At 74.0% G+C, this 13,662-nt stretch carries 12 protein-coding genes; 6 read left to right on the forward strand and 6 right to left on the reverse strand.

What is annotated here, in order from left to right; all coding sequences use genetic code 11:
• Positions 1-51: 51 nt before the first annotated feature.
• Entirely contained in the window at positions 52-678 is a 627-nt protein-coding gene (locus ABZ312_RS13865; protein ID WP_500327947.1) for an NIPSNAP family protein, read from the forward strand.
• Here ABZ312_RS13865 and ABZ312_RS13870 read toward each other — a convergent pair.
• Positions 651-1,730 carry an ATP-dependent DNA ligase gene (locus ABZ312_RS13870; protein ID WP_500327949.1) on the reverse strand — a complete coding sequence of 360 codons (1,080 nt, stop codon included), beginning with the start codon at positions 1,728-1,730 and terminating at the stop codon, positions 651-653. The genes ABZ312_RS13865 and ABZ312_RS13870 overlap by 28 nt on opposite strands.
• A 76-nt stretch (positions 1,731-1,806) precedes the next feature.
• Here ABZ312_RS13870 and ligD point away from each other — a divergent pair, with 76 nt between their 5' ends.
• From ligD to ABZ312_RS13895, 5 genes are all read left to right on the forward strand, one after another.
• Positions 1,807-2,838: a non-homologous end-joining DNA ligase gene (ligD, locus tag ABZ312_RS13875; protein ID WP_500437704.1), complete on the forward strand. Its 1,032-nt coding sequence runs from the start codon at positions 1,807-1,809 to the stop codon at positions 2,836-2,838.
• Positions 2,839-2,904: 66 nt separating this feature from the next.
• Positions 2,905-3,996 (forward strand): Rv3169 family protein, encoded by a 1,092-nt coding sequence (locus ABZ312_RS13880; protein ID WP_500327951.1) that lies wholly within the window; start codon positions 2,905-2,907, stop codon positions 3,994-3,996.
• Positions 3,993-5,060, forward strand: a complete 1,068-nt coding sequence (locus ABZ312_RS13885) for a phosphotransferase family protein (RefSeq protein ID WP_500327952.1) — start codon at positions 3,993-3,995, stop codon at positions 5,058-5,060. Before ABZ312_RS13880 ends, ABZ312_RS13885 begins: the two co-directional genes overlap by 4 nt.
• Positions 5,061-5,342: 282 nt before the next feature.
• On the forward strand, positions 5,343-6,212 hold the full coding sequence (locus ABZ312_RS13890) for a glycerophosphodiester phosphodiesterase (protein WP_500327953.1): 870 nt from the start codon (positions 5,343-5,345) through the stop codon (positions 6,210-6,212).
• 111 nt (positions 6,213-6,323) lie between these two features.
• Complete coding sequence (locus ABZ312_RS13895) at positions 6,324-7,502, forward strand: acyltransferase family protein (protein WP_500327954.1); 1,179 nt, start codon at positions 6,324-6,326, stop codon at positions 7,500-7,502.
• A gap of 92 nt (positions 7,503-7,594) precedes the next feature.
• On the opposite strand, the gene moeZ is transcribed toward ABZ312_RS13895, so the two are convergent.
• The 5 genes from moeZ to pelF form a co-directional block, all read right to left on the reverse strand.
• The gene (gene moeZ / locus ABZ312_RS13900; protein ID WP_499513820.1) at positions 7,595-8,773 is read right to left on the reverse strand and encodes an adenylyltransferase/sulfurtransferase MoeZ; all 1,179 of its coding nucleotides are present in this window, start codon (positions 8,771-8,773) and stop codon (positions 7,595-7,597) included.
• A gap of 105 nt (positions 8,774-8,878) precedes the next feature.
• Positions 8,879-9,640, reverse strand: coding sequence for a spherulation-specific family 4 protein (locus ABZ312_RS13905; RefSeq protein ID WP_500327956.1), 762 nt, complete (start codon positions 9,638-9,640; stop codon positions 8,879-8,881).
• Positions 9,628-10,548: an NAD-dependent epimerase/dehydratase family protein gene (locus tag ABZ312_RS13910; RefSeq protein ID WP_500357371.1), complete on the reverse strand. Its 921-nt coding sequence runs from the start codon at positions 10,546-10,548 to the stop codon at positions 9,628-9,630. The genes ABZ312_RS13905 and ABZ312_RS13910 overlap by 13 nt, the downstream gene beginning before the upstream one ends.
• Positions 10,549-10,666: 118 nt before the next feature.
• Entirely contained in the window at positions 10,667-11,710 is a 1,044-nt protein-coding gene (locus ABZ312_RS13915) for a hypothetical protein (protein ID WP_500327958.1), read from the reverse strand.
• The gene (pelF, locus tag ABZ312_RS13920; protein WP_500327960.1) at positions 11,707-13,371 is read right to left on the reverse strand and encodes a GT4 family glycosyltransferase PelF; all 1,665 of its coding nucleotides are present in this window, start codon (positions 13,369-13,371) and stop codon (positions 11,707-11,709) included. The genes ABZ312_RS13915 and pelF overlap by 4 nt, the downstream gene beginning before the upstream one ends.
• Positions 13,372-13,662: the final 291 nt, after the last annotated feature.

The raw sequence follows: 13,662 nt of genomic DNA on the forward strand, positions 1-13,662 counted from the left end.
GCGGGCCCACTGACAGGGGATGTCAGTGGGCCGCCCCTACGGTCCCCGGTCATGGACACCACGCACATCGTCGAGTTGCGGCAGTACACCCTGCGCCCCGGCGCCCGGGACACCCTGGTCGAGCTGTTCGAGCGCGAGTTCGTCACCGGTCAGGAGGCCGCCGGGATCCGGGTCGGCGGCCGGTTCCGCGACCTGGACGACCCGGACCGGTTCGTATGGATGCGGGCCTTCCCCGACATGGCGGCCAGGACCCGCGCCCTGCACGCCTTCTACGACGGCCCCGTCTGGTGGGCGCACCGCGAGGAGGCCAACGCGACCATGACCGACTCCGACGACGTCCTGCTGCTGCGCGGCCCCGGTTACCGCGTGCCGGACGACACCGGGCTGGTCGTCGCGACCGTCTGCCACCCCGCCGACCCGTCCGGCTTCGCGCCCCCGGACTGCGCCCGCGCCGTGCACCGCACCGAGCACGCGGCCAACGGCTTCCCGGCGCTGCCCGTGCGCACCGGCGAGGACGTCGTGGTCTGGTTCGCCGCCTACGCGCAGGCCGGTGCACGCCCCGCGGAGCCCGCCCTGCCCGCCGGCCCGGAGGGGCGGTTGCTGCGGCCGCCGCTGCGGCTGCGGCTCGCCCCGGTGCGGGTTGCGGGGCCTCACCGCAGGATGTCGCCGAGGTCGTAGCCGACCGGTTCCTCCAGCTGCGCATAGGTGCAGCCGGCGGGGTCGCGGTCGGGCCGCCAGCGGCGGAACCGGGCGGTGTGCCGGAAGCGGTCGCCCTGCATGTGGTCGTACGCGACCTCCAGGACCCGCTCGGGCCGCAGCGGGATCCAGGACAGGTCCTTCCCCGCGCTCCAGCGGCTCTGGGCCCCGGGCATGCGGCCGCCGGGCTCTCCCCCTGGCTTCGCCGGGTGTGCCCCCACCTCGGCCCAGTCGGCCCAGGGGTGGCCCTCGGCGGACTCCATGCGCAGCGGCTCCAGTTCGGCGACGAGTTCCTCGCGCCGGCGCATCGCGAAGGAGGCGCAGACCCCGACGTGCTGGAGCCGGCCGGCGGCGTCGTGCAGGCCGAGCAGGAGGGAGCCGACGACGGGACCGGACTTGTGCCAGCGGAAGCCGGCCAGCACGCAGTCGGCGGTGCGCTCGTGCTTCACCTTGATCATGACGCGTTCGTCGGGGCGGTAGCCGACGTCCGGGGGCTTGGCGACGACGCCGTCCAGTCCCGCGCCCTCGTACTGCTCGAACCACCGCCGGGCCAGCTCGATGTCGGTGGTGGCGGGGGCGACGTGGACCGGTGGCCGTGCCGTGCCGAGCGCGTCGACCAGGGCCTGGCGGCGCCAGGTCTGCGGGTCCGCCATCAAGGAGCGGTCGCCGAGCGCCAGCAGGTCGAAGGCGACGAGCGAGGCGGGGGTGCGTTCGGCGAGCTGCCGCACGCGCGAGTCGGCGGGGTGGATGCGCTCCAGCAGGGCGTCGAAGTCCAGCCGGCCCTCGCCGGCGATGACGATCTCCCCGTCGACGACGGTGCGCGGCGGCAGTTGCGCACGGACCGCCTCGACGACCTCCGGGAAGTAGCGCGTCAGGGACTTGCCGGTGCGGCTGCCGATCTCCACCTCGGCGCCGTCGCGGAAGACGATGGCGCGGAACCCGTCCCACTTGCCCTCGTACAGCATGCCGGGCGGGATCTCGGTGGCGGACTTGGCGAGCATCGGCTTCACGGGCGGCATCACCGGCAGGTCCATGCCGCGATTCTCCGCCCGACGGGCGCCGCCCGCCCGTCGGGCCTACCGTGTCGGGGACGGGAGAGGCGGTGACGGCATGGCAGAGGCGGTCGAGCTGACCGTCGGCGAGCGGACGGTCCGGATCTCGAACCCGGGGAAGGTGTACTTCCCGGAACCGGGCTTCACCAAGCTGGACGTGGCCCGCTACTACCTCACGGTCGGCGACGGCGTCCTGCGGGCGCTGCGCGACCGGCCGACGACGATGGAGCGTTACCCGGACGGGGTCGAGGGCGAGTCGTTCTTCCAGAAGCGCGCGCCGAAGAACACCCCGGACTGGATCCCCACCGGCCGCATCCGCTTCCCCTCCGGCCGCCACGCCGACGAGATCTGCCCGACCGAGGTGGCCGCGGTCGTCTGGGGCGCCAACCTCGGCTGCCTCACCTTCCACCCGTGGCCGGTCCGGCGCGGCGACCTCAACCACCCGGACGAACTGCGCATCGACCTGGACCCGCAGCCGGGCACCGACTTCGCCGACGCCGTGCGCGTCGCCGGCGAACTGCGCGGGCTGCTGGAGGAGCTGGGCCTGCGCGGCTGGCCCAAGACCTCCGGCGGGCGGGGCCTGCACGTCTTCGTGCCCATCGAGCCCGAGTGGACGTTCACCGGGGTGCGGCGGGCCGCCATCGCCATCGCCCGGGAGATGGAACGTCGGATGCCCGGGCAGGTCACCAGCGCGTGGTGGAAGGAGGAGCGCGGCGAGAAGATCTTCGTCGACTACAACCAGACCGCGCGCGACCGCACCATCGCCTCCGCCTACTCCGTACGGCCCAAGCCGCACGCCCCGGTCTCCGCGCCGCTGCGCTGGGAGGAGGTGCCGCAGGCGCACCCGCGGGACTTCGACCTGGTCACCATGCCCGCGCGCTACGCCGAGCTGGGCGACGTCCACGCCGGCATGGAGGAGCACGCCTTCCGGCTGGACTCCGTCCTGGAACTGGCCGAACGCGACGAGCACGACCGCGGGCTGGGTGACATGCCGTACCCGCCGGACCACCCCAAGATGCCCGGGGAGCCGCTGCGGGTGCAGCCGAGCCGGGCCAGGCGCACGCCGGACGGCGACGCCGGCGGGGACTGACGGCGCGGCAGGACGCCGCGGCACGACCCCTTCCCACCGCGACCGCGCTGACGCATCATCAGGCGCATGCCCGCGCCTCGACCCGTGCCCCTGGACGAGTACCCGGTCCATCAGATCGCCCGTTCCATGCGCCACGTCGCGACCGGTGACCGCAACGCCTACGACCGTTCGATCTTCCACTTCTTCGACCACGAGGGCCGGGCCTTGCTCGTCACCGGCCTCGGCGTCCATCCCAACCTCGGCGTCACCGACGCCTACGCGACCCTGACGCGCGGCACCGGCATGCTCGCGGTGCGCGCCTCGGACGCGCTCGGCGAGGACCGCATGCGGCAGCAGGTCGGGCCGCTGCGCATCGACGTCCTGGAACCGCTCCGCAGGCTCCGGCTGACCTGCGACGACGAGTTCCTCTCGTACGACCTGGAATGGGAGGCCGCGTTCCCTGCCGTCGAGGAGCCGCACCACGCCCAGTACCGGGGCGGCCGGCTCTTCCTGGAGGCCAGCCGCTTCGTCCAGGCCGGCACCTGCCACGGCGTGGTCCGCACCGGCGACGGCGAGGAGATCCGCGTGGAACGCGGCCGCTGGACGGCCACCCGGGACCGCAGCTGGGGTGTGCGCCCGGTGCCCGGCGAGGCCCCGGGACGGGCCGAGGAGGAACACCGCCCGCAAGGTTTCCACTGGCTGTGGATACCGATCCGGTTCGACGACCGCTTCGTCATGGTGATCGCCCAGGAGGACGCCGACGGCTACCGCTCCCTGGACGAGGCCCTGCAGATCACCGAGCACGGCCCGGACCGGCAACTGGGCCGGGCCCAGGTCGGCATCACCTATCGGGCGGGCACCCGCACCCCGGTCTCCGCCGTCGTCCACCTCGACGGCGGGAAGATCGAGGCCGAGGTGCTGGTCTCCAGCCCGCTCGCCGTCGGGGCCGGCTACCCGCCCGCCCGCGACTGGCAGCACGGCGAGTGGAAGGGCCGCGGATGGCTCGACCGCCGTGCGTACGACCTGACGGATCCGGCGGTCATGGCGCCGGCCGCGTACGGAGTCACCGACCACGCCGCGCGTTTCGCCTGGGACGGCCGGGTCGGCTACGGCATCTTTGAGCACGGCAGCTTCGGCCGCCACACCCCGAGCGGCTTCACCGGTCAGGAGGCCATGTGACAACGGTGCGCACCACCACCCGCGATCCCCGACTGCTGCGCAGCCGCCTCGACGAGTGGCTGGCCGCGAAGCACCCCGGCGCCCACAGCCGCGCGGTGCACGCCCCCTCCGCGAACGGCCTGTCCAGCGAGACCGTCCTGTTCGACCTGGCCGTCCCCCATCCGGAGGGCACCGCGCGCCAGCGCATCCGCCCCTGCGTGCTGCGGCTGGCCGGCGACCCCGACGCCTACACCGTCTTCCCGACGTACGACATGGCCGCGCAGTACCGCGTCATCCGGACGGTCGCCACGCGCACCCGCGTCCCCGTGCCCGAACTGCTGTGGCTGGAGCCCGACCCGGGGCCGCTCGGCGCGCCCTTCTTCGTCATGGAGCGCGTCCCGGGGCGCGTCCCGCCGGACGTCATGCCCTACACCTACGGCGGCAACTGGCTCTTCGACGCCTCCGAACAGGACCGGGCGCGGCTGGAGCGTTCGACGGTGCGCGTCCTCGCCGAACTCCACACCGTCCCCGGCGAGGGGACGCTGCGCGCGCACGTCGACGCCCAACGCGCCTACTACGAGTGGGTCGTGGACGGGCTGGCGCCCTCCCCCGTCATCGAGCGGGCCTTCGCGTGGCTGGAGAAGCACTGGCCCGCCGACCCCGGCCCGTCCGTGCTCAGCTGGGGCGACGCCAGGATCGGCAACATCGTCTACGACGCCGACTTCGCCCCCGTCGCCGTCCTCGACTGGGAGATGGCCTCCGCCGGCCCCCGGGAACTGGATCTCGCCTGGCTGGTGTACCTGCACCGCTTCTTCCAGGACCTCACCGTCTCCGCCGGCTTCCCCGGCATGCCGGACTTCCTCGACCGCGACCGCGTCGCGGCGACCTACGCGGAGCTCACCGGGCACACCCCGGGCCACCTGGACTTCCACCTCCTGTACGCCGCGCTGCGGCACGCGATCGTGATGCTGCGGATCGGTCACCGCCAGGTGCACTTCGGGGAGCGCGAGATGCCGGCCGACCCGGACGCGCTGATCCTGCACCGGGACACGCTGGAGGCGATGGTGGAGGGCCGCCACCGCTGATCCCGGGACCCGGCCCGGAACCTCACACAGAACCTCACGCTCCGTGACGGCGGGGCCGCCCGGGGTGCCCGCAGCGGCGCCCCGGGCGGCCCCGCGGCCCGTTGTCGGGCGGCCGCCACCCGGGTGGGCCTCAGGACCTGCGGCCGGACGTCATCCGTGCCACCCTGGCGGGGGAACGGGATGACGATATTCACCCGTTTGTCATGCCGTGCACTGCCGTGTCCGGGTACGGGCTGCGACCCTCGGTCGGGGAGGGGACCCGCGCCGTCGTGAGGAGTACGCATGCACCAGCACCTCGCCCGTACCGCCACGGCCGTCGCCCTGCTGGGAGCCTCCGCGTTCGTCACCATGCCGGCCCACGCGGCCCCCGCGGACCCCTCCTCCCCCACGGTCTTCGCCCACCGGGGCGCGTCCACCGAGGCCCCCGAGAACACCCTGGCGGCCGTGCGCAAGGCCAACGAGCAGCACATCAAGTGGATCGAGAACGACGTCCAGCGCACCAAGGACGGGGCCCTGGTGGTGATCCACGACGCGACGCTGAACCGCACCACCGACGTCGAGCAGGTCTTCCCGGACCGCTCCCCCTGGCGCGTCGCCGACTTCACGCTCGCCGAGATCCGCCGGCTCGACGCCGGCAGCTGGTTCGCCCCCCGCTTCCGCGGCGAACGCGTCCCCACCCTCCAGGAGTACCTGACCCTCCTCGACCGCGACCAGCAGGGCCTGCTGCTGGAGCTCAAGCAGCCCGAGCTCTACCCCGGCATCGAGAAGCAGACCGTCGACACCCTCGAGAAGGCCGGCTGGCTCGACCGGGCCCACCTCTCCGGCCGCCTGGTCATCCAGAGCTTCAGCGCCGACGCCCTGCGCCGCACCCACGCACTGCGCCCTGCCGTCGAGACCGGCTTCCTGGGCAGCCCGCCGGTCTCACAGCTGAAGGAGTACGCGGCCTTCGCCGACCAGATCAACCCGGACGAGAAGGACGTCACCTACGCCTACGTGCAGGCGGTCCACGGCACGAAGGGCCCCGACGGCAAGCCGCTGCGCGTGAACGCGTGGACGGTCGACGACCTCACCACCGCCGTCCGCATGGCGGCCCTGGGCGCCGACGGCATCATCACCAACCGCCCGGACGTCATCCGCAACGGCGTGCAGTGACCCGGACGGCGGCGTGCGCCGCCCGTTGAACCGCTCGGCCGAACGCGACGTACCTGTCACCGTGGGTGGCACCAGGTCGCCGACGTGGAAGGAAAGGGCCGAACGATCCCCTTGGACGCGAGCCGCCCCGTCAGCAGCGCCGGCACGGCGCACGGCCGGCAGGAAGTGCCGGGCCTCGAAGGCCTGCGCGGCCTGGCCGCACTGTACGTACTCCTGTTCCACTGCTGGCTGTACACGTTCCCGGGGTATCCCGACAGTTCGGCCCCCCGGTGGCTGGACGGGCTGATGTACGGCCGTCTCGCCGTCGTCTTCTTCCTGGTGCTGTCGGGGTTCTCCCTGGCCATCTCCCCGGCGCGCGACGGCTGGCGGCTGGGCGGTGCCGCCCGTTTCCTGCGGCGCCGGGCCTGGCGCATCCTCCCCCCGTACTGGGCGGCGCTCGCGCTGAGCCTGCTCGTCGCCTTCTTCGTGGTGCCGGCCTCGCACTTCGGGCCGCCCACCGGCGCGACGGTCCTGGTGTACGGGCTGGTCGCCCAGGACGTGTTCACCGCGCCGACGCCGAACGGCACGTTCTGGTCGATCGGCGTGGAGGCGGAGCTCTACCTCCTCTTCCCGCTCCTGCTGTTCGTCCGGCGGCGGCTGGGGGCCGTGGTCCTGGTCGCGGGCGTGACGCTCCTGGTCGTCGCCCGGGGCCTGATGGCCGCGCACGCGACCCCGGTGGAGGGGGACAACTGGCTCACCCCGCATCTCGCCCCGGTGTTCGTCGCCGGTCTGGCGGGCGCGTGGATCGTCGTCGCGTCGGCCCGGGTCCGGCGCCTGCCGTGGCACTGGTTCGCCGTCCTGGCCGCCGTGCCGGTCGTGGCGCTCGCCGCCGTCAAGGGCCGGGTCTGGACGGTGGACCACTACTTCTGGGTGGATCTCGCCGTCGCGCCCGCCATGACGATGCTGATCGCCGCGGTCGCCACCGGAAGGCCCGCCTTCCTGCTCAGGCTCCTGACCGCACGCCCCGTCCGTGTCCTGGGCGACTTCTCGTACAGCCTCTACCTCGTGCACCTGCCCGTCGTCATGACCGTCATCAGGCGCGTCGCCCCCAGGTTCGTCTCCCCCGGGCTGCCCACGTTCTGGTTCACCCTCGTAGTGGCGTTGCCCGTCTCGCTGCTGGTGGCGTGGCTGTTCGCCCGGGTCTTCGAGCTGCCCTTCAAGCGGCACCGCTCCTGGAAGTCCCTGCTCGCGCCGGTCCGTTCGCGGTCCACCGGCCCGGGGCCGGCCGGGGCCGCGCCGGCAGGTCCGTGACGTCCGGCCCGTGACGTCCGGCCCGCGGGGACGGCGAAGGCCCGCGGCGTCCGAACCGGTCGGACGCCGCGGGCCTTCGCCTCACCTGTCGGTCAGTACACCGGCTTGTCGGGCTCGATCGTGTTGACCCAGCCGATGACGCCGCCGCCGACGTGGACCGCGTCGGAGAAGCCCGCGGACTTCAGGACGGCGAGGACCTCGGCGGAGCGGACGCCGGTCTTGCAGTGCAGGACGATCTTCTTGTCCTGGGGGAGGTCCTGGAGGGCGTTGCCCATGAGGAACTCGTTCTTGGGGATCAGACGCGCACCCGGGATCGAGACGATCTCGTACTCGTTGGGCTCGCGGACGTCGATGATGTCGATGTTCTCACCGTCGTCGATCCACTCCTTGAGCTGCTTGGGAGTGATCGTCGACCCCATCGCCGCCTCCTGCGCCTCCTCGGAGACGACGCCGCAGAAGGCCTCGTAGTCGATGAGCTCGGTGACGGTCGGGTTCTCGCCGCAGACCGCGCAGTCCGGGTCCTTGCGGACCTTGACCTGGCGGTACTGCATCTCCAGGGCGTCGTAGATCATCAGGCGGCCGACGAGCGGCTCGCCGGTGCCGGTGAGGACCTTGATGGCCTCGGTGACCTGGATGGAGCCGATGGACGCGCACAGCACGCCCAGGACACCGCCCTCGGCGCAGGAGGGCACCATGCCCGGCGGCGGGGGCTCGGGGTACAGGCAGCGGTAGCAGGGGCCGTGCTCGGACCAGAAGACCGACGCCTGGCCGTCGAAGCGGTAGATGGAGCCCCAGACGTACGGCTTGTTCAGCAGCACGCACGCGTCGTTGACCAGGTAGCGGGTCGCGAAGTTGTCCGTGCCGTCGACGATCAGGTCGTACTGGCTGAAGATGTCCATCACGTTGTCGGCCTCGAGCCGCTCCTCGTGAAGGACCACGTTGACGTAGGGGTTGATGCCCTTGACGCTGTCGCGGGCGGACTCCGCCTTGGAGCGGCCGATGTCCGCCTGGCTGTGGATGATCTGGCGCTGCAGGTTGGACTCGTCGACCTCGTCGAACTCCACGATGCCGAGCGTGCCCACCCCGGCGGCGGCCAGGTACATCAGGGCGGGCGAACCGAGACCGCCGGCGCCCACACAGAGCACCTTGGCGTTCTTCAGCCGCTTCTGCCCGTCCATCCCCACGTCGGGGATGATCAGGTGGCGGGAGTACCTGCGGACCTCGTCGACGGTGAGCTCGGCGGCCGGCTCGACCAGGGGTGGCAGCGACACGGGGACTCCGTTTGTCGATCGATCACTACGGTGGTTATTCCCGTAACACTGCCACGCCCTTCTTCATTCCGAGACCGCCGTCCCGAGGGGCGAGACTGATGTGGGTCACATGCTGGGCGGCGGCTGGCGGCGGAGCATGCGCGAGGCCTCGTCCCAGTAGCCCGGCAGGCCGTCCCAGGCCGCGTGATCGGTGCGGTCGGTGAAGTAGACCGTCGCCGCGCCCTGCCAGCGGGCGATCCGCATGGCGTTCTCCAGGTGCGGGGCCGGGACGCCGTGCACCAGGTGGCAGAAACGCTCCGGCGGGTACGCGGCCGTCCACTCCGGGGCCTCCGACCAGCGGTACTGCATCCACGGCCCGGCGAAGGTCACCAGTTGGTCGGCGGCTTCGGCGTAGCCCTCGTACGGATGGCAGCCGTGACCGAGCACCACATGCCCGGTGCTGCCGCCCTCCACCGTCAGCAGCGCGCGCAGGGTGGTGATCACCCGGCGGCAGTCGGACAGCTCCGAACTCGTGGTCGGGGCACGGTCGAGGTAGAAGCCGTCGACCCGGTACCAGTCGAGGAAGCGGTGCGCGTCGGCGACCAGTTGGCCGAAGGGACGCGCCCCGTGCCGGGTGTCCAGGTACCCGAGCACCGGCACGGCCGCGTCGCGCAGCCGGGCGCACGCCTGCGTGTAGAGCGGGTCGATCCGGGCGCCGGGGCCCCGCGCCACGTTGAGCACCACCCAGTGCATCGGCGCCTCGGGGCGGGCCAGTTCGGCCCATTCGCCCGGGGCGACCAGCGGGTGCGCGTACGCGGGGACCCCGAAGCCCAGTCCGTCGCAACGGTCGATCGGCCTGCGCAGGCCGCTCGGTGTCACACGCGGCATGCCGCCTCCATCCAGACGTCGGCGAGGGATTCCTCGAGGGCAATGCGCGGGCGCCAGCCGAGGCGGTCGCGGGCGGTGCGGATGTCGGCCTGCTGCCAGGCGCCGCAGCCGTCCGGGTAGTGGGGGTGGCCGGTGCCGTTCGCCATCAGGTGCGGGTCCTCGACCTCGTGGAGGGCGCCCGCGTAGCCCGCGGCGTTGGCCAGGGCCGCGGCCACCTCGCGCAGCGGTACGGCGTGGCCCGTGCCGATGTTGACCAGGCCCTGGGCGGCGGAGAGCGAGGCCGCGTGCACGGCGCGGGCCACGTCGCGCACGTCCACGAAGTCCCGCTGCACGCCGAGTCCGGTCAGCTTCAGCTCGCCGTCGCCGGTCTGCATGGCCCGGCGCATCGCCTCCGCGAGCCGCCCGATCGGCGAGGCGGTGGGCGTCCCCGGCCCGACCGGGGTGAAGACCCGCAGCACGACGGCGTCGAGCCCGGAGCCGAGCACCAGTTCCGTCGCGGCGAGCTTGCTGACCCCGTACGGACCGCCCGGCCGGGGCACGGCGTCCTCGGCCGTCGAGGAACCGGTGGGCGAGGGCCCGTACTCCGCGGCACAGCCCACCTGGACCAGCCGGGCGGAGGTGGCGCTGCGGCGCATCGCCTCGCACACGGAGGCGACCGCGATCGTGTTGTGCCGTGTGAGTTCGCGCGCCCCGCCGCGGGTGGCGCCCGCGCAGTTGACGACGACCCCGGGGTGGACGGCGTCCATGAAGCGCGCCAGCGCGCCGGGACTGCCGGACGACAGGTCGAAGCGCACGTCCGCGTCGTCGCTGCGGCCGAGGGCGGTCAGCTGCACGGCGGGGTCGGCCAGCAGCCGTTCGGCCACGTGACGGCCGACGAATCCGTTGGCGCCCAGGAGGAGGACTCTCATAGCGAGCGCCTCCGCTGCGCTCGCCGTGGTCGGGGGTGCGGGTGGGTCATCGTGAATGGCTCCTTGGCTTCTTCTACGGAACTGCGGGGTGTGCCGGGCCGCCCCGGCCGCCGGCCGCTCATCGCGGCGCCGCCGCGGCCGTGTGCGCCGACGCACGCGAGAGGGTGGTCAGGGCGTGGGCCGCCAGCGCCAGGGCGGCGGCCGCGCAGGCCAGCGCGGGGACGGCGGCCGGCGGGAGGGGGAACCGGTTCAGCAGGGCCGCGGCCAGGGCCACGGCCTCGGTGGCGCAGGCGAGCCCGGTGCCGATGGCCGCCGGGTCGGGGTGGCCGTGCACCGCGAGCAGACGGGCGGTGAACAGCAGCAGAGCGAGCGCCGCGGGCCCGGCGAGCGCGGCGGGGGTGAGCGGGGCGCCCGCCACGGCCCGGGCGGCGCACAGCAGCGCGAGCACCAAGGCGAGGAAGAGCGCGAGCGTGCCCGCCAGCAACGGCCGCACGGCACCACCGAACTCCTCCAGGCTGCGGCTGCGCAGCAGGTGCCCGCGGGAGCGCACCGCGAAGCGGTGGGCGCACCAGGCGGCCGGCGCGAGGGAGAGCGCGAGCGCGGTCAGCTCGGCGGCGTCCGCGGCGGGCAGCACGCCCCCGGCGAAGCCGTCGACGGCGCGCGGCCCGTACAGCCCGAACCCCACCAGCCAGCAGCTCCACACCGCACCGGCCGGACCCGTGCCGTACGGCGCCCTCAGCGGTCCGCGGCGCAGGGCGGCGAGGAGCACGAGCAGGAGCAGCGGCACGGCCACCGCGACCACCGTGACCGGCGGCAGCCAGCGCAGCGCCGCGCCGGCGGCGGCACAGACGGCGCCCGGGGCGAGGGTGAGCAGCAGGGCGGGGCGGTCCGCCGGCCGGCCCGCGGCAGGCGGGGCGGTGGCGCGGGGCACCCGGGCGTAGAGCTCCTCGGCGAGGGAGAAGACGTCGCGGTGCCGGAAGCCCGCCGCGACGCGGTCGGTGACGCCCTGCGCCTCCAGTCCGGCCACGATCTCCAGCGGGTCCACCGCCTCGGCGCACAGCTGCCGGTGACGGTGCATCAGGGCGCGGACGGGGTCGGCGGGGCCGCGTTTGCGGGGGCCGCCCCTGCGGGCGCCGGCTTCGGTCTCCTGCACGTGGCTCATGCGCGTTCCCGCCTCTCGGCTCCGGCGTACGCCGGCTCACGGGCGGCGAGCGCCCAGGCCGGTGTGGCCGTCCAGTGGCCGGGGACACGGGATTCGGCGGGCCTGCCGAAGGGGACGGGGGTGCCGTCCGGGTCGCGCAGCGGGGCCTGACGGCCGGGCGCGTGGGCGACCAGGTCGAGGTAGATCTCCCGGAACGCGGCCAGGTTCCGCTCGACGGTGAAGAGCTCCAGGGCGCGTTCGCGTGCGGCGGCGCCCAGCCGCTGCCGGCGCTCGGGGTCGCGCAGCAAGGCGACGCAGGCCTCGGCGAGCGCTTTCGGGTTGCGCGGGGGCACGACCAGGCCGGTCCCGCCGATGACCTCCCGTACGGCGCCGACGTCCGTGGAGACGGTGGCCCGGCCGCAGAACATGGCCTCGACCAGGGTGACCGGGAAGCCCTCGACGACGCTGGAGAGGACGACCACGTCCCCGGCCGCGTAGGCGTCGGGGAGCGCCGGGGCGCCCGGCGAGCCGAGCTCCTCGAAGGAGACCGGGTTCTCGCCCGCGGTGACGGCGTCGGCCGCCTCGTCGGGGAAGAGCTGCGCCGCCAGGGAGCGGCACTGCTCCAGGTACGCGGGGTCGCCCTCGCCGGCGCGGACGACGCGCAGCCGCGCTCCGGGTTCCTCCTTGCGCACCTCCCCGAAGGCGTGCAGCAGCCCGACCAGGTCCTTGCCGGGGTCGACCCGGCCGACCCACACCAGCGCCGGCTCGCCGCCCTCGGCGTCGGCCGGGGGCTCGGGTACGGGCCCGTGGTAGCCGGGGTAGACCGTACGCACGCGGTCCCGCTCGGCGCCGCAGTGCTCCTGCCAGCGGCGCGCGTGGGCGTTGCCGGGGGTGACCAGGGCGGCCCGGCGGTACGCCTCGCCCGCGAGGTGGCGGTGGAAGGCGGCGAGCAGGGCGCGTACCGGGGCGGACAGTCCCGCGGCGCGGTGCAGCAGCAGGGTCTCGCGCAGCCGCACGCCGTACTCGGTCACCAGCAGCGGCGTGCCGAAGAACCGTTTGGCCAGGAGAGCGGGCAGCAGGGCGGTGCCGCCGGTCACGGCGTGGCAGAGGTCGGCGGTGGCCAGCGCGTCGCCGAACTCGTCGTACCAGGGCGCGGCCAGCGGCCGCAGCGCGCGCTCCAACTGGTCGGCCGCGAGCAGGAGATCGCCCACCCCCGCCTCCCCGACGAGGGGTCGCGCGCCGGGCGCCCGGCAGACCTCCTCCAGCACGCGCACCGCGTGCTCGGAGCGCAGCAGCGCCGGGACGCCACCGTCCTCGCGGGCGAGTTCGGCGAGGCCGTAGAGCGCGGAGGCGAAACGGTCCGCCACGCCATTGGCCCCGGCGTCGCCCGCCAGCACGCCGACGAGGTCGCGGTACTGCTCCAGCGCCTGCGCCCGCCGCCGGCGCGCCTTGCCCGGCACGCCCCCGGGCCCCGGCGCCGGCCCCCACAGCGGCAGCACGCGCACGTCCCGCACCTGCGGCGGCAGCGCCGGCAGCCCCGCCGTCCCGGCCCGTTCGTTCCTGCCGAGCGCGTACACCGCGAACTCGTGCCCGGGGAGCCCGCGCACGAGCCGGTCGACCCAGGCGCCCCCCTCACCCCGGGCGTACGGATAACCACCCTCCGCGAGTAATGCGATACGCACGTCTGCCCCCTCTCCGCACCGGTCCGTTCGGGCGCGATGACCGTATTCCGGCGAAGTGGGGGCACGACGGACGGTTGTCCGCCGTGCCACCGAAAGGGGTGAAGAGACGTAACTTTCCCCAGCGTTGTGCGTTGTGACCGGGTAGACGTTCACCGGGTGGTCCCCGGGCGGGCGGGGCGCGGTGCGAATCCCGCGCGGGCGCCGGCCGTGGCTGTTATCGTCACCGGTATGAAGCGCGCTGCCATCACGACGACGCCGGAGAGTGTCCCGGCGCGCTGACCCCTGTCATGA

The organism is Streptomyces sp. NPDC006207 (assembly GCF_040613835.1).
GTDB lineage: Bacteria > Actinomycetota > Actinomycetes > Streptomycetales > Streptomycetaceae > Actinacidiphila.

Coding starts and splice junctions, on each gene's coding strand:
- ABZ312_RS13865 (WP_500327947.1), top strand. CDS start 52: ATGGACACCACGCACATCGTCGAGTTGCGGCAGTACACCCTGCGCCCC.
- ABZ312_RS13870 (WP_500327949.1), bottom strand. CDS start 1,730: ATGGACCTGCCGGTGATGCCGCCCGTGAAGCCGATGCTCGCCAAGTCC.
- ligD (WP_500437704.1), top strand. CDS start 1,807: ATGGCAGAGGCGGTCGAGCTGACCGTCGGCGAGCGGACGGTCCGGATC.
- ABZ312_RS13880 (WP_500327951.1), top strand. CDS start 2,905: ATGCCCGCGCCTCGACCCGTGCCCCTGGACGAGTACCCGGTCCATCAG.
- ABZ312_RS13890 (WP_500327953.1), top strand. CDS start 5,343: ATGCACCAGCACCTCGCCCGTACCGCCACGGCCGTCGCCCTGCTGGGA.
- ABZ312_RS13905 (WP_500327956.1), bottom strand. CDS start 9,640: ATGCCGCGTGTGACACCGAGCGGCCTGCGCAGGCCGATCGACCGTTGC.
- ABZ312_RS13910 (WP_500357371.1), bottom strand. CDS start 10,548: ATGAGAGTCCTCCTCCTGGGCGCCAACGGATTCGTCGGCCGTCACGTG.
- ABZ312_RS13915 (WP_500327958.1), bottom strand. CDS start 11,710: ATGAGCCACGTGCAGGAGACCGAAGCCGGCGCCCGCAGGGGCGGCCCC.